The sequence below is a fragment of the Achromobacter sp. SX5 genome, from assembly GCF_056711425.1.
Genome location: NZ_CM160041.1, coordinates 4,976,931 through 4,995,328, shown reverse-complemented (window position 1 = coordinate 4,995,328; position 18,398 = coordinate 4,976,931). Strand labels below are relative to the sequence as shown.

Sequence of the window (18,398 nt, the reverse complement as noted above, 5' to 3'; positions counted from 1 at the left end):
TTGTGCAAAAGCCAGGTGCGCATTCTAGCTCCCCAGCCATCGCGGGCCGGCGCTGATAAACTCGTTTTCCGTTGCGCCGGCCTATCCCAGCGCCGGCATCGCCTGAAACGGAGCCCGCCACGATGTCCCCCGAGTCCCTCGCCGCCCTGCCCGAATCCGCTCGCCGCGTCGCCCAGCTGCTGCTGGACCTGGGGCACGACAAGCCCGTCGTGGTGCTGCCGCAGACCGGCAAGACCTCGGCCGAAGCAGCGGCCGGGCTGGGCTGCGAAGTGGCGCAGATCGCCAAGTCCATCATCTTCCGCCGCGCCGCCGACGATGCGCCGGTGCTGGTGATCGCCAGCGGCGTGAACCGGGTCGACGAGGCCAAGGTGGCCGCGCAGGTCGGCGAACTGGCCAAGGCCGACGCCAAGTTCGTGCGCGACATGACCGGCTATGCCATCGGCGGCGTCTGCCCCATCGGCCACACGGTCAAGCCGGTGATGCTGCTGGACGCGGACCTGTTCAACTACGAAAGCCTGTGGGCCGCCGCCGGCCATCCTCATGCCGTGTTCAATCTGACGCCGCGGCAATTGGCGGACATGACCGGCGCGCCGGTCGCCGACGTGGCGCAGCGCGCCTGAGCCGTCCTTAGCGCGGGCGCGCCTCCAGCCCGTCTATCAGCACCTGCCGCAAGCCGCGCGAGCAGGTTTCGACGCGCCCCTGCACCCCATACACCGCCGCCAGCGAGGCCGGCGTGATGACTTCGGCGGGGGCGCCCGCCGCGTGCAGCCGTCCGCCGTGGATCATGACCGCGCGGTCCGCGTGCTGCAGGGCCGCGTTCAGGTCGTGCAGCACGATCAGGCTGATGAGGCCGTGCTCGCGCGTTTCCTGCCTGAGCAGGCGCATCACGTGGAACTGGTAGTTCAGGTCCAGCGCCGACAGCGGTTCGTCCAGCAGCAGCACGCGCGGATGGCGCACCAGCGCCTGCGCCAGGCCGACCAGCTGCTTCTGCCCGCCGGACAGCGCATCCAGGTAGTGCAGCGCCAGATGGGCGATGCCCAGCCGTTCGAGCAGCCGCTCGACGCTGCGGGCATCGGCCGCCGCGGCGTCGCCGCCGCTGGCCCGCGCCGCCACCAGCACCGATTCCAGCACCCGCAGGTGCACCGCAGCGGGCAGGCTCTGCGGCAGATAGACCACGTGGCGCGCGCGTTCGCCGAAGTTCAGCCGGATCAGGTCCTGTTCGCCCAGCCGGGCGCTGCCGGCGCGGGTCCGGACCAGGCCGGCCAGCGCCTTGAGCAGCGTGGACTTGCCGCTGCCGTTGGGGCCGAGCAGGGCGGTGACTTCGCCGGCGGCCAGCGCCGGCAGGCCCAGCCCGTGCAGCACGTCGCCGCGCCCGTAGCCGGCGCAGAGCCCTTCGATGGCGAGTTGCGGGCTCATGGCAGTTGCCGGCGCAGGACCACCGCCACGAAGAAGGGGATGCCGACCAGCGCGGTCACGATGCCCACCGGCACGATCACGCCGGGCACGAGGTTCTTGGACGCGATCGAGGCCAGCGACAGGATCACCGCGCCCACCAGCGCGCTGCCGGGCAGGTAATAGCGGTGATCCTCGCCGAACAGCCGGCGCGCGATATGGGGCGCCACCAGCCCGATGAAGCCTATCGTGCCGACGAAGGCGACGGCCAGCGACGACAGCAGGCTGACGCGCGCCAGCGCCGCGACGCGCACGCGGCGCACGTCCACGCCGAAGCTGGCGGCGCGGTCTTCGCCCAGCCGCAAGGCGGTCAGCTTCCAGGACTGGCGCATGGCCAGCGGCAGGGCCAGCGCAACGGCGGCCGCCAGCACGGCCACCGCGGCCCAGCCCGGGCGCGCCAGGCTGCCCAGGGTCCAGAACACCAGGTTCTGCAGGGCTTCGGCGCTGGCCATGAACTGCACCAGCGAAACCAGCGCGTTGAAGGTGAACAGCATGGCGATGCCGAACAGCACCACGGTCGACGTATTCATGCCGCCCCAACGGGTCACCGCGTCCAGCAGCAGCGCGGCCAGCAGCGCGAACAGAAACGCGTTGCCGGCCACCAGCCAGCCGTCGGGGATGCCCGGCACGCCCAGCTGCAGCACGATGGCCAGCGAGGCCCCGAAGGCGGCGGCCGAGGACACGCCCAGCGTGAACGGGCTGGCCAGCGGATTGTTCAGGATGGTCTGCATCTCGGCGCCCGCCAGGCCCAGCGCCATGCCCACCAGGGCGGCCAGCAGGGCCGAGGGCAGGCGGATGTCCCAGACGATGACGCGGGCGGTGGGATCGGCGGCGGCGGGCGCGGTCAGCGTCTGCCACAGGTCGCGCCACGGCAGGCCGGAAGGGCCCAAGGTGAAATCGGCCAGCAGCGCCATGAAAATCGCCGCCAGCAGCAGGGCGATCAGCCCCGCGCGGCGGCGCAGGATATGCCGGTAGGCGGCAACCGCCATTACTGGAGCAGCTGCAGGCGGCTCTTGGCGGTGCCGGCGGCCGGCGTGGTGGGGTAGTCGCGCACGATGCGCTGCAGCGTCGTCTTGGCGCCGGCGCGGTTGTTCAGCTCGATCTGGCTGCCGGCGATGACCAGCAGCGCATCGGGGGCGCGCGCGTTGTCGGGGGATTTTTCGACCATGGCGTTGAGCTGTTCGATGGCGCCCTTGAAGTCCTTCAGCGCGTAGCGGCTGCTGCCCAGGTAGAACTGGGCGCTGGGCGCGAGCTGGCTGGAGGGGTAGAGCGCGGTGAACGCGGCGAACGACTCGGAGGCGTCCTTGTACTGGCCCTTGCGGAAGAGGTCGATGGCGCCGTCATAGGCGGCCTGTTCCTGCGGGTCGCCGGCATTGGCGCCCGGCGGGTTGGTGCTGCCGGCGGCGCCGCCCGGGCGCGCGCTGGGCTGCTGGCGCGACACCAGTTCGAGCTGGTCGCGCAGTTGGGCGATTTCCTGCTGCAGGGACTGGATCTGGTCGGCAAGCTGCAGCTTGGCGCGCTGGTTCTGCTCGTTCTGCTGCTGAACCTGCTTGCGCAGATCCAGGATGGCCCGACGGGCCTCATCGTCGGAAAAAGCGTGGGCCGGCGCCGTCAGGGCGGCAAGCACCAGGCCGGTGGCCACAATAAGGGGACGCAGGGACAGAACGTTATCGCGCATGAAAATTCCCGGGTATAAAAACAAACGTCGGGACGGCCGGCTGACCGTCCCGACGCGTGGTAGGACACTCGACTATACGGAAAGTTTAGCGGCGATAGACGATATCGGCACGGCGGTTTTCCGCAAAATCGGCTTCCGACGTACCGGTCGCCTTCGGCTTTTCCTTACCGAAGCTGATGGTTTCGATCTGGTTGTCGCTGACGCCCAGCAGGGTCATCATGCGGCGCACGGCGTCGGCACGGCGCTGGCCCAGGGCCAGGTTGTACTCGGAACCGCCGCGTTCGTCGGTGTTGCCTTCGATCTTGATGTTTTGCTGCGGGTGCGAGGCCAGGTACTTCGCGTGGGTTTCGACCAAACCGCGGTACTGGTCCGACACCGTGTAGCTGTCGAAGTCAAAGTACACCGAGCGCTGTTGCGCCAGGATGCTTTGGGGGTTGAAGGGATCAAGGATTTCGCCGGAGCTCGACGACGATCCTTGGCCAGCGCCTCCGCCCTGACCCGCTTTATCGTCGAGAGGGACGGAGCTGCAGGCTGCCAGGGCGGCAGCCAGAGCGGCGATGGTTAGGCTTTTGGCAATGCGCGACTTCATGATAGTTCCTTTGCAAAGAGAGTCACACGTGTTATCGGGTAAATGGGCCCCAAGTCGGTTCACGTATTTCCCCGTTCAGTACCGATAGCGTCTGCCGTACGCGGCCATCGCTCGAGACACCTGCAAGCACGCTACGACCGTTTTGGACGGCGGCGTAAAGCACTTGCATTCCATTAGGCGCGAAGCTAGGGGACTGATCGTCACGACCATCGGTCAGCAAAGTCTCGGCACCTGAGGACAGGTTCAACGACGCGATACGAAACGCGCCGTCGCGTTTCGCAACGTACAGCAGCGTCGATCCGTCGGGGGAAATTCGGGGTGAGATGTTGTAACCACCATTAAACGTGAGGCGGCGGGCTTCGCCGCCACTCGAGCCGGTCTGGTAGATCTGCGGCCCGCCGCTGCGGTCACTCGTAAAGATAATGGATGCCCCGTCCGGCGTAAAGCGCGGTTCGGTGTCGATGCCGGGAGAACGCGTCACACGGGTCGGATTGGAGCCGTCGGACGCATTAACGATGTAAATTTGCGACAAACCATCGCGGGTCAGAGCCACCGCGAGCTTGGAGCCGTCGGGCGACCAGCCGGGTGCACTATTGTTACCTTTGAAGTTGGCGACGGGAACGCGCGCGCTGGAAGCCAGATTGTGCACGTACACGACAGGTTTGCCGGATTCGAAGCTCACGTAGGCCAGCTTGGAGCCATCGGGCGACCAGGACGGCGAGATGATGGGCTCGCGCGAGCGCAGGGCCACCTGCGGGTTCTGGCCGTCGGCATCGGCCACCTGCAGTTCGTAGGTGGTGCCCTTCTTCAGCACGTAGGCGATACGGGTCGAGAACACGCCGCGAACGCCGGTGATCTTCTCGTAAATGCGGTCGGCGATCTGGTGGGCGACGCGGCGCAGTTCCTGCTCGGTGCCCGAGAACGCGACACCGTCGAGCTGGCCCTTCTTGACCGTGTCGGCCAGGCGGTAGCGGACGTCGTAGCGGCCGTCGGCCCCGCGCGAGATGCTGCCGTAGGCGATGAAGTCGGCGCCCTTGGCGCGCCAGTCGTCGTGCGAGATGGGGGAGTCGACGTTCAGGCCGGAACCGGCGGCGTTGATGAGGCGGAACTGGCCGGTGCGGGTCAGGTCGGCGCGGATGACTTCGGCCAGCGCGCGTCCGTGGGTGTCGTCGACGGCGAAATCGGCGATGGCCACGGGGTACTGGGTGGCGCCGGTCCCCGAGATATCGACGCGCAACTGGGCCTGGGCGGGTCGCATGGCCATCAGGCAGGCCAGCGCCAGCATCAGCAGCCCGAGTCCATACGATCGCCAGAGAGCGAGCTGGGGTACTCGTCGGCTATAAGCGGGAGTCATATTCGTCAATCTCCTGTCAATCATACATTCTGTACACAACGTCAATAATGGGTTCGTAGCGGCCCGTGGAAGGCTTGGGGAAGGGGTTGCAACGGCGGATGCCGGTTTCGACCGCGCGGTCGAAGCCTGCAATGCCCGAAGACCGGGTCAACGTTACGCCGTTGACCTTCCCGTCGGAACCTAACTGTACCCGGTATTGTGCCGTGGGATTTTCCGATCCGCTGCGCGGCGGGGGCGGATAGGCCACCCCGGGCTGCACGCAGGCGCGCACCTTGGCGCCGTAGCCGCTGTCGCGCCCGCCGCCTGCCTGGTTGCGGTCGGCCGTGCCGCCGGGGATGCCGGCGGCGCCCAGGGCGTCGTTGCGGAACGCCTCGCGGAGGGCCTTGTCGGCGGCCGCCTTCTTGGCGGCTTCTTCCTTGGCCTTCTTCTCGGCGGCGGCCTTTTTCTCGGCTGCGGCCTTTTCGGCAGCAGCCTTTTCGGCGGCAGCCTTCTTCTCGGCGGCCGCTTTTTCCTCGGCCGCCTTCTTTTCGGCAGCCGCCTTCTCGGCAGCAGCCTTTTCGGCGGCGGCCTTCTTGGCGGCTTCTTCCTTGGCCTTTTTCTCGGCGGCGGCCTTCTCGGCCGCGGCTTTTTCGGCGGCAGCCTTCTCGGCGGCCTGGCGTTCCTGCTCCAGGCGCTTCTTCTCTTTCAGTTCGGCCTGCTTGCGCTCTTCCTCGAGGCGCGCCTTTTCCTTGGCGGCTTCGGCGGCCTGGCGCGCCTTTTCCTCTTCCTCGCGCTTCTTCTTGGCTTCCTGGAGCGCGATTTCGGGGTCGACCTCCTCGGTCTTGGGCTGAACCTGGGGTTCCGGCTCGGGCGGAGGCGGCGGGGGCGGCGGAGGCGGCGGCTCGGGCGCTTCTTCAGGCTCGGGCTTGGGCTGCGGCTTGGGTTCGGGCTTGGTCGGTTCGGGTTCGGGCGTGGGCGGCGGCGAGTCGGGCGAATTGCCGTCGGCCCAGAGTTCCACCTGCACGGGGCCGGGGTTCTCCGAGCGCCAGCTCACGCCGAAGATCAGCACGATCAGCAGCAGCACGTGCACCGCCACGGCCAGCAGCAATGCCTTGCGGTTGTCGTGATGGGGCGGGGGGGCCGGGGGGCCGCTGCGGTGTCGGATAATGGGTGGCGTCATGGGCGTTGCATGCCTTCGGCGCCGGCCGAAGGCGTCGCGTTAGCGTTTCTTCGCGGGGGCGGGCTGGTTCTGGCCGGCGGATTGGTCCACCAGCAGACCCAGGCGGGTGATGCCGTTGGTGCGCAATTCATCCATGACCTTCACTACCGTCTCGTACGGCACCTTGCCGTCGGCGGCGATGACCACCGGGGTTTCAGCCGTAATGCGCGAGCGCACTTGCGCCACCAGTTCGGGACGCGCGATGTCCTGCGGCGTCGCGCCGGGTTCGCGCATGCGCAGGGCGAGCTTGCCGTCTTCCGAAATCTGGACTTCCAGCGGCTTGACCGGCACCTCGGAGGCGGCGCCGACCGAGGGCAACTGGATCAGGCCGGGCGTGATGAGGGGCGCGGTCACCATGAAGATGACCAGCAGCACCAGCATGACGTCGATGTAGGGCACGACGTTGATGTCGGCCTTCATGCGGCGGCCGGCCCGGCCGCGCGAGCTTACCGAGGGCATTAGCGTACCTGCCGTTGCAGAATGTTCAGGAATTCATCGACGAAGCTGTCGAAGCGGATCGAGATGCGGTCGATGTCGTTGGTGAAGCGGTTGTAGGCGACCACGGCCGGAATGGCGGCGAACAGGCCGATGGCGGTCGCGATCAGGGCTTCCGCGATGCCGGGGGCCACCGAGGCCAGCGTGGCCTGCTGCATGTTCGACAGGCCGATGAAGGCGTGCATGATGCCCCAGACCGTGCCCAGCAGGCCGATGTACGGCGAAACCGAGCCGGCCGAGGCCAGGAAGTTGAGATGCGATTCCAGCGAGTCCATTTCGCGCTGGTAGGCCGCGCGCATGGCGCGGCGCGGGCCGTCGAGCAGGGCGATGGCGTCGCCCGTGGCGTTGCCGCGGCGGGCCTTCAGGAATTCGGTCATGCCGGCATCGAAGATGCGGGCCAGCGCGCCCTGTTCGTCGCGGCGCGAGGCCACGGCCTGCTGCAGCATGGACAGGTCGCCGCCGGACCAGAAATCGTCTTCGAAACGGCGGGTCTGCGCATGGGCGCGCTTGATGGCCAGGCGCTTGGCGAAGATGTAGGTCCAGGACATGATCGAAATGCCCAGCAGCAACAGCATGATCAGCTGGACCGGCACGCTGGCGTCGGTGATCAGGGTAAGCAACGACATGTCGTTGGTGACTTGCATGGTTATTCCTGAATGAATTTCAGTTTGGCGCGAACGTCGGCCGGCAGTTCCGCCGGCCGCATGTGGATGGCATCGACGCAGCAGACTTGGATATTGCCTTCGGCAAGCAGTTCCCCGTCACGCTCGGCGCGCTGCGCGAAGTGTATCGAAGCGCGGCCCAGTCGTGTGATCCGGCTGCGTATGGTAAGCAGGTCGTCCAGCCTGGCCGGTTTGCGGTAGGACATGTCCAGGGAGTGGACGACGAAAAGCCGTTGCTCGCTGGCCGCCAGGGCGGACTGGTTGACTCCCAGGTCGCGCAGCCACTCGGTGCGTGCGCGCTCCAGGAATTTCAGGTAGTTGGCATAGAAAACCACCCCGCCCGCGTCCGTGTCTTCGTAGTAGACACGGACCTGCAGGATGGATTCGGGGAACTTCGGGGCGGTCACGGTACGGATAGGCAGATGTCGGACGGGGCCGATAAGCCCGTAGTTACTATAAGGTTAAAGGGTGTCGAGTTTGCTCAGCACGGCCTCGAGCGCGGACTCTACCGGAATCTTGGCGGCTTCGGTTTCCCGACGGGCCTGCAATTCCAACACACCATCGTTCAGGCCGCGTTCTCCAACTGTTACACGCAGCGGCGCGCCGATCAATTCCCATTCGGCGAACATCACGCCGGGGCGGGCGTCGCGGTCGTCCAGGATGACGTCCACGCCGCGCGCCAGCAGCGATTCATAGAGCTTCTGGGCGGTGTCACGCACGGTTTCACTTTTGCCCCAGCCCACCGGGCAGATCACGACTTCGAAGGGCGCGATCGCGCGCGGCCAGATGATGCCGCGGGCGTCGTGGTTCTGTTCGATGGCCGCGCCCACGATGCGGGTGACGCCGATGCCGTAGCAGCCCATCTCCAGCACCGCCGGCTTGCCGGTCTCGTCCAGGAAGGTGGCCTTGAGCGCTTCGGAGTACTTCTTGCCCAGGTAGAAAACGTGGCCCACTTCGATGCCGCGCTGGATCGACAGCGTGCCCTTGCCGTCGGGCGAAGGATCGCCGGCGACGACGTTGCGCAGGTCGGCGACCAGCTCGGGCTCGGGCAGGTCGCGGCCCCAGTTCACGCCGCGGATGTGGAAATCTTCCTTGTTCGCGCCGCAGACGAAGTCGGCCATGTTGGCCACGGTGCGATCGGCGACGACGTGCACCGGGCGCGCGGTCTTGACCGGGCCCAGGTAGCCGGGCTTGCAGCCGAAAGCCTCGACGATCTCGCTTTCCGTGGCGAAGCGGAAGCCCGCCAGGCCCGGCAGCTTGCCGGCCTTGATCTCGTTGAGCTCATGGTCGCCGCGCAGCAGCAGCAGCCAGATGTCGGCGCCTTTTTCGCCGTCGGTGGCCAGCACGATGGACTTGATCGTGCGCTCCAGCGGCATGTCCAGCAGGCGGGCGACGTCTTCGCACTTGGCCGCGCCCGGGGTGGGCACTTCGGCCATGGCCTCGGCCGGCTCGGCGCGCGTGGCGTACAGCGCGGGCGCCTCGGCCAGCTCGATATTGGCGGCGTAGTCGGACTCGGCGTTGTAGACCAGCAGGTCCTCGCCGGTTTCGGCGATGACCTGGAATTCATGGCTGCGCGAACCGCCGATCGAGCCCGTGTCGGCCGCCACCGCGCGGAATTCCAGGCCCAGTCGGCCGAAGATGCGCATGTAGGCGTTGAACATGATGTCGTAGCTGCGCTGGGCGCCGGCCTCGTCGCGGTCGAACGAGTAGGCGTCCTTCATGGTGAATTCGCGGCCGCGCATCAGGCCGAAGCGCGGACGGCGCTCGTCGCGGAACTTGGTTTGGATGTGATAGAAGTTCAGCGGCAGCTGGCGGTAGCTGTGGATCTCGTTGCGCGCGATATCCGTGATCACCTCTTCGGACGTGGGCTGCAGCACGAAATCGCGCTGGTGCCGGTCCTTGATGCGCAGCAGTTCCGCGCCGTACTGCTCCCAGCGGCCCGACTCCTGCCAGAGCTCGGCGGGCTGGACCACCGGCATCAGCAGCTCGATGGCGCCCGCGGCGTTCATTTCCTCGCGGACGATGGCCTCGACCTTGCGGATGATCTTCAGCCCCAGGGGCATGTAGGTGTAGATGCCGCCCGCGAGCTTGCGGATCATGCCGGCCCGGGTCATCAGTTGGTGGCTGGCGACTTCGGCTTCCGAAGGGGCTTCTTTGAGGGTGTTGATGTGGTAGTTGGATGCGCGCATGTTTAAAGGTGGCAGCAGATACGTATAATCGTCCGTAATTGTATTGAATTCGGTGGGGGTGGCCCATGCTTGACCGCGAAGGCTACCGCCCCAATGTCGGCATCATTCTCGTCAACACCAAAAACGAGGTCTTTTGGGGCAAGCGTATCAGGGAACATGCATGGCAGTTCCCCCAGGGCGGCATCAAGTACGGCGAAAGCCCGGTGCAGGCCATGTATCGCGAGCTCCATGAAGAGGTGGGCCTGAAGCCCGAGCATGTCCGCATTTTGGGGCGTACACGCGATTGGTTACGTTATAACGTGCCCGATCACTTCGTCCGGCGTGAGTGGCGCGGCCACTATAAAGGACAAAAGCAGATTTGGTTCTTGTTGCGCCTGGTCGGCCGTGACAGCGACGTTTGCCTGCGCGCGACGCAGCATCCGGAATTCGACGCCTGGCGCTGGAGCCAGTACTGGGTTCCGCTGGATGCCGTGATCGAGTTCAAGCGCGACGTCTATACCCAGGCGTTGAACGAGTTGTCGGCGATCCTCTTTCGGCGTCACCACGAAACCCGCTACTTGCGCCAGCGGGTGCACGGACAACGTGCGGCTGAGAATTTGCCCGAAGGAACGGACGGTCATGCGCATATTGTTGGTTGAAGACGAACGGGACATGGCGTCCTGGTTGATGCGCGCGCTCGCCCAGAGCGGGTTCGTGCCCGACCACGCGGCCGATGCCCGGACGGCCGAAGCCTTCATGGCCGGCACGGAGTACGACGCCATCGTCATGGACCTGCGCCTGCCCGACAAGCACGGGCTGGTGGTCCTGCGCGAGATGCGCAACCGCGACGACCGCACGCCGGTGCTGCTCTTGACCGCGCAGGGCGCGCTGCAGGACCGCGTGCGCGGCCTGAACCTGGGCGCCGACGATTTCCTGACCAAGCCCTTCGCCCTCGAAGAACTGGAAGCCCGCCTCACCGCCCTGGTGCGCCGCAGCCGCGGCCGCCAGCATCCGCGGCTGCAGTGCGGCTCGCTGTCCTACGACAGCGAAAGCCGCGCCTTCACGCTGGACGGCTCGCTGCTGTTTCTCACGCCGCGCGAACACGCCGCGCTGGCGGCCCTGCTGACCCGCAGCGGCTACCCGGTGGACAAGTCGCAGCTGTTCGGCAAGGTCTTCACCCACGACAGCGAAGCCAACCCCGACGCCATCGAGGTCGTGCTGCACCGGCTGCGCAAGAAGCTGGCCGGCAGCGACGTGCGCATCGTCACGGTCCGCGGGCTGGGGTACATGCTGGAAAGCGTCGCCAGCGAGTCGGCCTAGATGAAGTTGCCGCGCGTCGGCATCCGTGCGCTGCTCATCATCCTGCTGCTGCCGGGCGTGGTGGTGCTGCTGGTCGTCGACAGCCTGAACGACTACCGCACGCTGGCCGAAATCACCAACGAAGCCTACGACAGCGCGCTGGTCGAGCCGGCGCGCGTGCTCGAAAGCAGCCTGGAATTCACGCCCGAGGGCAGGCTGCAGGTGGCCACGCCGCTCTATGCGCAGGTCATGCTGGAATCGCGCGCCGGCCTGCGCAAGTATTTCCGCATCGAAGAAATGGACCCGCCGCTGCCGGACGGCTCGCCGGTGCCGCAGGACCAGGGCAAGACCTTGCTGGGCATGCCCGAAATGCCGCGTCCGCCGAGCTGGCCGCGCTCCAACGGCCAGCCGGTCTTCTACGACAGCGTCTACCGCAACGACCCGGTGCGGGTCGTTGCGGTGGTGCGCGATCTCTACTACAAGGGGCAGCACCGGCAGGTGCTGGTGGTGGTGGCCGAAAGCACCGGCAAGCGCATCGAGGCCGAGAACCGCGCGCGCCGCCAGGAAATCCTGCGCGACACGCGCATGCTGGCCCTGGTGGCGCTGCTGGTGTGGTGGGGCGTGTCGTGGGCCCTGAAGCCGCTGCGCCGGCTGCGCAACGATATCCGCGGGCGCCGGCCCGACGACCTGACGCCGCTGGACGCCTCGCGCGTGCCCAGCGAGGTCAGCCCGCTGGTCGACGCCGTCAACCACCATATCGCGCGCTACCGCCGGGTGCTGGACGAGCAGTCGCACTTCCTGGCCGACGCCTCCCACCAGTTGCGCACGCCGCTGGCCATCATGCTGACGCAGGCGCAGTATGCGCTGCGCGAGCGCGATCCGGCGCGCGCGCAGGAGGGCCTGCGCGCCATCGTCGACCAGCTGGGCCGCACCCGCCGCCTGACCGAACAGCTGCTGTCGCTGGCGCACGCCAACCAGGCCGATCCGCTGCCGCGCCAATTGCTGGACCTCAACGCCGTGTCGCGCGAGGTGGTGCTGCAGTACCTGCCGCTGGCGCACGAGAAACAGCAGGACCTGGGCTGGGTGCCGGCCGGCGCCGAAGAAGGGCAGGAAACCCCCGTGCCGGTCTCGGGCAACGAGGCCGAGCTGCACGAGGCCCTGTCCAACCTGGTCCATAACGCCATCCACTACACGACCCCCGGCGCGCGCATCACCGTATCGGTCTGCCGCCAGGACGGCCGCGCCGAGGTCGCCGTGTCCGACAACGGCCCCGGGCTGGACCCGGTGCTGCGCCAGCGCGCGTTCGCGCGCTTCGAGCGGGTCGGCACCGACAAGCCGGTCGCCTCCTCGGGCTCGGGCCTGGGGCTGGCGATCGCGCGCGCCTACGCGCGCCGCAACGACGGCGACATCGAACTGCGCGACGGCGAGCCCAACGCGCAGGGCGGCGTCGGCCTGGCTTCCGTGCTGTGGCTGCCGATCGCCTCCACGGTCTCGCAGTATCCGCGCCCGGCCGACGTCGAACTCAAGGGCGAGCAATAGCGCGCCGTCACCGTCGCTTACGCGTGCGACACGCCCGCCGCTCAGGGATTACCCCTGGATTCAGCAAGGCGACAGCGCACAGAAAGCGAATCCGCAGCTTCCTTCCGTAATCTGCCCTCCGGCCTGTCGCAAGCGGCCGCGGCGTCCGTTCCGGGCGGCGCATTCAGGGCTGCAAAGGCCTGTGAGGAAGGAGGAAGACGTGCAAAAAACCATCAACAGAAAGGACTATTACGGCGGCGCGCTGATGGTCCTCATCGGCCTGGGCGCCATATACGGCGGCACCGACTATCACGTCGGCACGCTCAGCCACATGGGCCCCGGATTCTTTCCGGCGGCGCTGGGCGGACTGCTGGCGCTGACCGGCGTGCTGATCGCGCTGTCGGCGCGTTCCGGCGAAAGCGGCGGCGCCGCGCCGGGCGAGGGCCACGCCCACGGCCTGCCGGACCTGCGTGGCGGCGCCTGCATCCTGCTGGGCATCCTGGCATTTCTGCTGCTCGGCCACTACGGCGGCCTGCTGCCGGCGACCTTCGCCATCGTGTTCATATCCGCGCTGGGCGACCGCAAGAACACGGTCAAACAGGCGTTCCTGCTGTCGATCGCCATGGTCGCGATCGCGGTCGTCGTTTTCTGGTGGGCGCTGCAACTGCAGATGCCGCTGTTTCGCTGGGGTTGAAGCGCCATGATCTCCCAATCCTTGATGGACCTCTGGTACGGCTTCGGCGTCGCGTTCCAGTGGCATAACCTGATGTGGTCGTTCTTCGGCGTGCTGGTGGGCAACCTCATCGGCGTGCTGCCCGGCATGGGCGCGCTGTCGGCCATTTCGATCCTGCTGCCGCTGACCTATGTGATGCATCCGGTGCCCGCCATCCTGATGCTGGCCGGGATTTTCTACGGCTCGCAATACGGCGGCGCCATCGGCGCGATCCTGCTCAACCTGCCTTCGCATCCGCCGCATGCGGTGACCTGCCTGGACGGCTATCCGCTGACCAAGCAGGGCAAGGGAGGAACGGCGCTGGGCATCACCATGATCTGCTCGTTCTTCGCCGCATCCGTAGGCATCATCGTCATGATCTTCGCCTCGCCGCTGCTGGTGGAGGTGGCGTTCAAGTTCGGCCCGACCGAGATCTTCTCGATCATGCTGCTGGGGCTGCTGGCCGGCGCGACCATGTCGCGCGGCTCGCCGCTGAAGGGCGTGGCGATGACCCTGTTCGGCCTGATGTGCGGGGTGGTGGGCACCGACGTCAACACCGGCACCATCCGCTTTTCGTTCGGCCTGCTGGATCTGTCCGACGGCCTGGAGCTGGTGGCGATCTCGATGGGCCTGTTCGGCGTGGCCGACTTCCTCATGAGCGTCAACCGCATGAGCATCATCGGCAGCGGCGCCAAGCTGCGCCTGAAGGACATGCGGCCCAGCCGCCAGGAGCTCAAGACCGCCTTCTGGCCCATGGTCCGCGGCACCACGGTGGGCACGCTGTTCGGCGCCATGCCGGGCACCGGCCCGACGATCACCACCTTCGTGTCCTACGCGCTGGAACGCAAGATCTCCAAGACGCCGGAAAAATTCGGCACCGGCATGATCGCCGGCGTGGCCTCGCCCGAAGCCTCGTCGCACTCCAAGACGCAGGTCGACTTCATCCCGACGATGAGCCTGGGCATTCCGGGCGACGCGGTGATGGCGCTGATCCTGGGCGCGCTGCTGATCCAGGGCATCCAGCCCGGCCCGCAGCTGATCACCGAACATCCGGACATCTTCTGGGGCCTGATCGCCAGCTTCTGGGTCGGCAACGTGCTGCTGATGGTGCTGAACGTGCCGTTGATCGGCGTGTGGGTGAAACTGCTGCAGGTGCCTTACCGCTACCTGTTCCCGTCCGCGCTGTTCTTCATCGCGGTGGGGGTGTTCAGCACGCAGAACAGCCTCTTCCAGATCTGGGAGGTGCTTGCTTTCGGCGTGATCGGCGCCATCCTGATGACGCTGGAATTCTCGGTCGCGCCCATCCTGCTGGGCTTCGTGCTCGGGCCGATGGTGGAAGAGAATTTCCGCCGCGCGCTGCTGCTGTCGCGCGGAGATCTGGGCGTGTTCATCGAGCGTCCGATCAGCGCCTGGTTCATCGCGGCCAGCGCCTTGCTGATCGCGCTGCAGGTGTGGGCCTTCCTGCGCCGCGGCCGCGGCAAGGGCCGCGGCAAGCCCGAAGTGCCGCAGGCGGCCTGAACGGCGCGATCCGGATCGGCCCGGCGCTTTCGCCGGGCCGTTTGATTTGTCGGGCGGCATCCCTCATGCTTGGGGGTTCCTGAGTTCCGCATACGAAAGCCGCCATGCACATCCTGTTCGCCTGTCCCCACCACGATCCCGACGCCTGGGTGCCCCTGCTGGAGGCCGCCATGCCCGGCTGCCGCATTTCGGTATGGAACCCCGAAGGCCCGCCGTCGGGCGCCGACGTCGCGCTGGTGTGGCGTCCGCCGGCCGAACTGTTCAGGCACGAGACCGGCCTGACCACGCTGTTCAACCTGGGGGCGGGCGTCGACGCCCTGCTGAAGATGCCCGAGATCCCGCCGCACGTGCGCATCGTGCGCCTCGAAGACGCGGGCATGGCGCTGCAGATGGCCGAGTATGCGTTGTACGCGCTGCTGCGCGTCTCGCGCGATTTCGAAGCCTTCGACCGCGCCCAGGCGCGCCAGCACTGGGAGCCGGGCGAAGGCAGCCGGCCGGCCGACTGGCCGGTGGGCGTACTGGGGCTGGGCCAGGTGGGCCTGCGCGTGGCGCAGACGCTGGCCGGCTTCGGCTATCCGGTGGCGGGCTGGTCGCGTTCGCCGCGCGACATCCCGGGCGTCGAGTCCTATGCGGGCATGGACGCGCTGCCGGCGTTCCTGGCGCGCACGCGCTTCCTGGTCAACGTCCTGCCGCTCACGCCGGATACGGCCGGCATCCTCAATCGGGACACGCTGTCGCAGCTGCTGCCCGGCGCCCATCTGGTCAACGTCGGCCGCGGCGAGCACCTGGTCGAGGACGACCTGGTGCAGATGCTGGAAGAGGGCGAGATCGCCGGCGCCACGCTGGACGTGTTCCACACCGAGCCGCTGCCGCGCGACCATCCCTTCTGGCGCGACGCGCGCGTGCACGTCACGCCCCATATCGCGGCGCGCACGCTGCGCGACGAAAGCATCGCCCAGATCGCGGCCAAGGTCGCGCAGTTGCAGCGCGGCGAGGCCATCAGCGGCGTGGTGGAGCGCGAGCGCGGCTACTGAGCCGCCGCGGTCGGCGCCTTTTCCAGCCGCTGATACATGGACGGCAGGCGCTCGGACAGGAAATCGAGCAGCGCGCGCACCGCGGGCATCATGCCGCGGCGCGACGGGTAGATACAGTGCACGATTCCTTCGGGCGACTGCCATTGCGGCAGCACCTGCACCAGCTGGCCGCGGCGCAGCTCTTCATGCGTGGCGATCGACGGCAGCAGCGCGATGCCGCGGCCGCGCACCGCCGCCTCGGTCAGCACGATGAAGTCGTTGCAGGACAGCTGCGGCTTGAGCTCGATGCTCACCTCTTCGCCCTTGTCGTTGCGCAGCGGCCAGCGCACTTCGTGCTGCGGGTCGCTGAAGCTCAGTGTGGTGTGGGTGGCCAGGTCCTGCGGGCTGTCGGGCGTGCCGTGGCGCTGCAGGTAGCCCGGGCTGGCGACCAGCGTGCCGCGTCCGGTGCCGAAGTGGCGCACCACCAGTTCCGCGTCCGTATCCAGCTTGGTGCGCACCCTGAGCGCCAGGTCCACGCCCTCGCGTATCAGGTCCACGCGGCGGTTGGTCACCAGCAGCTGCACCGATATCGCCGGCCAGGCGTCCAGGAATTCCGGCAACAGCGGCGCCAGCACGTCCTGGGCGATGGAAACCGGGCAACTGACGATCACGGGACCGCTGGGCTCGGACTGCAGCTGGCGCATGGCCTCGTCGGCCGCGCGCGCCGAAGCCGCCATTTCGCGGCAATAGTGCAGATAGCGCTCGCCGGCCGAAGTCAGTCGCAGACGCCGCGTCGTGCGTTGCAGCAGGCGTACGCCCAGGCTTTCCTCCAGGTGGGAGATCCGGCGCGACAGGCGGGATTTGGGGATGTCCAGCGCCCGCGCCGCGGCGCTGAAACCGCCTTGCTCGACGACCTGGGAAAAATAATAGAGATCATTGAGGTCTTGCATGATTGTTCTGCACTTGGAACGAACAGTTCATCATAACCCCATTTATATGTGCAATCAGCCCAGTTACAGTGAGGCCATGCATTCGGCGCCTGCCCGAGCCAAGACAGCGACAGGCCCCCGCCCACTGGAGATATTTGCAATGAAGACCCTGGTTATCCTTTCCTCGATTCTCGGCGATCGTTCCAACAGCAAGCAATTGGCCGATCACCTGATTGCGCGCATCAAGTCCGCCAACCCCGCCGCGGCGGTCAAGATCCGCGACATCGGCGCCCAGCCCCTGCCGTATTTCGACGGCGCCACCGTCGGCGCGCTGTTCACGCCGTCCGACGCCCGCACGGCCGAGCAGCACCGTATCGTCGAACTGGGCGATGCCCTGATTGCCGAACTGATGGAAGCCGACCGCATCGTCTTCGCCGTGCCCGTCTACAACTTCAGCCTGCCCGCGCAGTTCAAGACCTACCTGGATTACGTCGCCCGCGCCGGCGTCACCTTCCGCTATACGTCCGAAGGCGTGCCGGAAGGCCTGGTCAAGGGCAAAGAGGTGCTGGTGCTGACCGCCCGCGGCGGCAAGGCCGAAGGCACGCCCGCCGATACGCTCACGCCTTACCTGCGTCAGATGCTGGGCTTCCTGGGCATGGACGACGTGACCTTCATCGCCGCCGAGGGCATGGCCATGGGCGAAGTCGCGGCGCTGGAAGGCGTGGCGCAGGCCAAACAGCGCATCGACGCGCTGCTGGCCGACGCGGCGCCGGTCGGCATCGCTGCATAAGCCCGGTCGTCGGGCCAAAAAAAGGCGAGCCCCAGGGCTCGCCTTTTTGCTTGACTGCGGCGTTCAGTCGCGCAGGCGCTTGATCAGGCTGGACGTGTCCCAGCGGCCTCCGCCCATCTTCTGGACGTCGCCGTAGAACTGGTCCACCAGGGCCGTCAGCGGCAGGCGGGCGCCGTTGTGGCGCGCCTCCGCCAGCACCAGCCCGAGGTCCTTGCGCATCCAGTCCACCGCGAAGCCGAAATCGAACTTGTCGTCGACCATGGTGCCGCCGCGGTTCTCCATCTGCCAGCTTTGCGCCGCGCCCTTGCTGATCACGTCCAGCACCAGCTTCATGTCCAGGTCGGCGGCCTGGCCGAACGCAATGGCTTCCGACAGCCCCTGCACCACGCCGGCGATGCAGATCTGGTTGACCATCTTGGCCAGCTGGCCGGCTCCCGGAGGGCCCACCAGCGTGACGGCGCGGCCGAAGCACTGCGCCACCGGCTTGATCGCGTCGAACACGGCCGGCTCGCCGCCGCACATGATGGTCAGCACGCCGTTGACCGCGCCCGCCTGTCCGCCGGACACCGGAGCGTCGATGAAGTTCAGGCCCAGCTCCTTGGCCTGCGCGTAGAGTTCGCGCGCCACGTCGGCCGAGGCCGTGGTGTGGTCCACGAACACCGCGCCCGGCGCCATGCCCGCGAACGCGCCGTCCGGCCCCAGCACCACGCTGCGCAAGTCGTCGTCGTTGCCGACGCAGGCGAACACGATCTGCGCGCCGGCGACGGCTTCGCGCGGCGTGGCCGCGCTCTTGCCGCCGAATTCGGCCACCCAGGCCTGGGCCTTGGCCGGCGTGCGGTTGTAGACGGTGACGTCATGGCCCGCGCGGGCCAGATGGCCGGCCATGGGCAGGCCCATCACGCCCAATCCGAGGAAAGTGACTTTCTGGGCTACCGCCGCGTCGTAGCTCTTGGTACCGATCGTTGCCATGCAGGACTCCGCTCTATGAGGGTAAGGTCAGTCTGAGGACAGTAACCTTAACGC

The 18,398-nt window shown here is 67.3% G+C and carries 20 protein-coding genes; 8 read left to right on the top strand and 12 right to left on the bottom strand.

What is annotated here, in order from left to right:
• Positions 1–122: 122 nt before the first annotated feature.
• Complete coding sequence (locus tag AC1M14_RS23335; RefSeq protein ID WP_102775850.1) at positions 123–620, top strand: YbaK/EbsC family protein; 498 nt, start codon at positions 123–125, stop codon at positions 618–620.
• A 7-nt stretch (positions 621–627) separates the two neighbouring features.
• Here the strand turns inward: AC1M14_RS23335 and AC1M14_RS23330 are convergent, their stop codons facing one another.
• The 10 genes from AC1M14_RS23330 to AC1M14_RS23285 form a co-directional block, all read right to left on the bottom strand.
• On the bottom strand, positions 628–1,416 hold the full coding sequence (locus AC1M14_RS23330) for an ABC transporter ATP-binding protein (RefSeq protein WP_102775851.1): 789 nt from the start codon (positions 1,414–1,416) through the stop codon (positions 628–630).
• Positions 1,413–2,441, bottom strand: coding sequence for a FecCD family ABC transporter permease (locus tag AC1M14_RS23325; RefSeq protein WP_479730536.1), 1,029 nt, complete (start codon positions 2,439–2,441; stop codon positions 1,413–1,415). The genes AC1M14_RS23330 and AC1M14_RS23325 overlap by 4 nt, the downstream gene beginning before the upstream one ends.
• Entirely contained in the window at positions 2,441–3,130 is a 690-nt protein-coding gene (gene ybgF / locus AC1M14_RS23320; RefSeq protein ID WP_102775853.1) for a tol-pal system protein YbgF, read from the bottom strand. The genes AC1M14_RS23325 and ybgF overlap by 1 nt, the downstream gene beginning before the upstream one ends.
• Positions 3,131–3,215: 85 nt before the next feature.
• Complete coding sequence (pal, locus tag AC1M14_RS23315) at positions 3,216–3,719, bottom strand: peptidoglycan-associated lipoprotein Pal (protein WP_102775854.1); 504 nt, start codon at positions 3,717–3,719, stop codon at positions 3,216–3,218.
• A gap of 31 nt (positions 3,720–3,750) precedes the next feature.
• Positions 3,751–5,073 (bottom strand): Tol-Pal system beta propeller repeat protein TolB, encoded by a 1,323-nt coding sequence (tolB, locus tag AC1M14_RS23310; protein WP_102775855.1) that lies wholly within the window; start codon positions 5,071–5,073, stop codon positions 3,751–3,753.
• 16 nt (positions 5,074–5,089) lie between these two features.
• Positions 5,090–6,232 (bottom strand): cell envelope integrity protein TolA, encoded by a 1,143-nt coding sequence (tolA, locus tag AC1M14_RS23305; RefSeq protein ID WP_102775856.1) that lies wholly within the window; start codon positions 6,230–6,232, stop codon positions 5,090–5,092.
• 39 nt (positions 6,233–6,271) lie between these two features.
• Positions 6,272–6,730, bottom strand: a complete 459-nt coding sequence (locus tag AC1M14_RS23300) for an ExbD/TolR family protein (protein ID WP_111826710.1) — start codon at positions 6,728–6,730, stop codon at positions 6,272–6,274.
• Entirely contained in the window at positions 6,730–7,410 is a 681-nt protein-coding gene (gene tolQ / locus AC1M14_RS23295; protein ID WP_102775858.1) for a protein TolQ, read from the bottom strand. Before tolQ ends, AC1M14_RS23300 begins: the two co-directional genes overlap by 1 nt.
• Before the next feature lie 2 nt (positions 7,411–7,412).
• Positions 7,413–7,835 carry a tol-pal system-associated acyl-CoA thioesterase gene (gene ybgC, locus AC1M14_RS23290; protein WP_102775859.1) on the bottom strand — a complete coding sequence of 141 codons (423 nt, stop codon included), beginning with the start codon at positions 7,833–7,835 and terminating at the stop codon, positions 7,413–7,415.
• A gap of 54 nt (positions 7,836–7,889) precedes the next feature.
• Positions 7,890–9,617, bottom strand: a complete 1,728-nt coding sequence (locus AC1M14_RS23285) for a proline--tRNA ligase (RefSeq protein WP_102775860.1) — start codon at positions 9,615–9,617, stop codon at positions 7,890–7,892.
• 65 nt (positions 9,618–9,682) lie between these two features.
• On the opposite strand from AC1M14_RS23285, the gene AC1M14_RS23280 reads away from it, so the two are divergent.
• The 6 genes from AC1M14_RS23280 to AC1M14_RS23255 all read left to right on the top strand — a co-directional run bounded on the left by AC1M14_RS23280 (position 9,683) and on the right by AC1M14_RS23255 (position 15,677).
• The gene (locus AC1M14_RS23280; RefSeq protein ID WP_102775861.1) at positions 9,683–10,255 is read left to right on the top strand and encodes an RNA pyrophosphohydrolase; all 573 of its coding nucleotides are present in this window, start codon (positions 9,683–9,685) and stop codon (positions 10,253–10,255) included.
• The gene (locus tag AC1M14_RS23275; RefSeq protein WP_062681263.1) at positions 10,236–10,916 is read left to right on the top strand and encodes a response regulator; all 681 of its coding nucleotides are present in this window, start codon (positions 10,236–10,238) and stop codon (positions 10,914–10,916) included. The genes AC1M14_RS23280 and AC1M14_RS23275 overlap by 20 nt, the downstream gene beginning before the upstream one ends.
• Positions 10,917–12,434, top strand: coding sequence for a sensor histidine kinase (locus AC1M14_RS23270; RefSeq protein WP_111826709.1), 1,518 nt, complete (start codon positions 10,917–10,919; stop codon positions 12,432–12,434).
• A gap of 244 nt (positions 12,435–12,678) precedes the next feature.
• The gene (locus tag AC1M14_RS23265; protein ID WP_102775888.1) at positions 12,679–13,107 is read left to right on the top strand and encodes a tripartite tricarboxylate transporter TctB family protein; all 429 of its coding nucleotides are present in this window, start codon (positions 12,679–12,681) and stop codon (positions 13,105–13,107) included.
• A gap of 6 nt (positions 13,108–13,113) precedes the next feature.
• Positions 13,114–14,643 (top strand): tripartite tricarboxylate transporter permease, encoded by a 1,530-nt coding sequence (locus AC1M14_RS23260; protein WP_102775863.1) that lies wholly within the window; start codon positions 13,114–13,116, stop codon positions 14,641–14,643.
• Between the two features lie 104 nt (positions 14,644–14,747).
• The gene (locus tag AC1M14_RS23255; protein WP_479730535.1) at positions 14,748–15,677 is read left to right on the top strand and encodes a 2-hydroxyacid dehydrogenase; all 930 of its coding nucleotides are present in this window, start codon (positions 14,748–14,750) and stop codon (positions 15,675–15,677) included.
• On the opposite strand, the gene AC1M14_RS23250 is transcribed toward AC1M14_RS23255, so the two are convergent.
• Complete coding sequence (locus AC1M14_RS23250; RefSeq protein WP_102775865.1) at positions 15,671–16,606, bottom strand: LysR family transcriptional regulator; 936 nt, start codon at positions 16,604–16,606, stop codon at positions 15,671–15,673. The genes AC1M14_RS23255 and AC1M14_RS23250 overlap by 7 nt on opposite strands.
• A 139-nt stretch (positions 16,607–16,745) precedes the next feature.
• Between AC1M14_RS23250 and AC1M14_RS23245 the strand changes: the two genes are divergently transcribed.
• Positions 16,746–17,375, top strand: a complete 630-nt coding sequence (locus tag AC1M14_RS23245; RefSeq protein ID WP_102775866.1) for an FMN-dependent NADH-azoreductase — start codon at positions 16,746–16,748, stop codon at positions 17,373–17,375.
• A 63-nt stretch (positions 17,376–17,438) separates the two neighbouring features.
• Here AC1M14_RS23245 and AC1M14_RS23240 read toward each other — a convergent pair whose 3' ends face one another.
• Positions 17,439–18,344: an NAD(P)-dependent oxidoreductase gene (locus AC1M14_RS23240; protein WP_102775867.1), complete on the bottom strand. Its 906-nt coding sequence runs from the start codon at positions 18,342–18,344 to the stop codon at positions 17,439–17,441.
• Positions 18,345–18,398 lie beyond the last annotated feature (54 nt).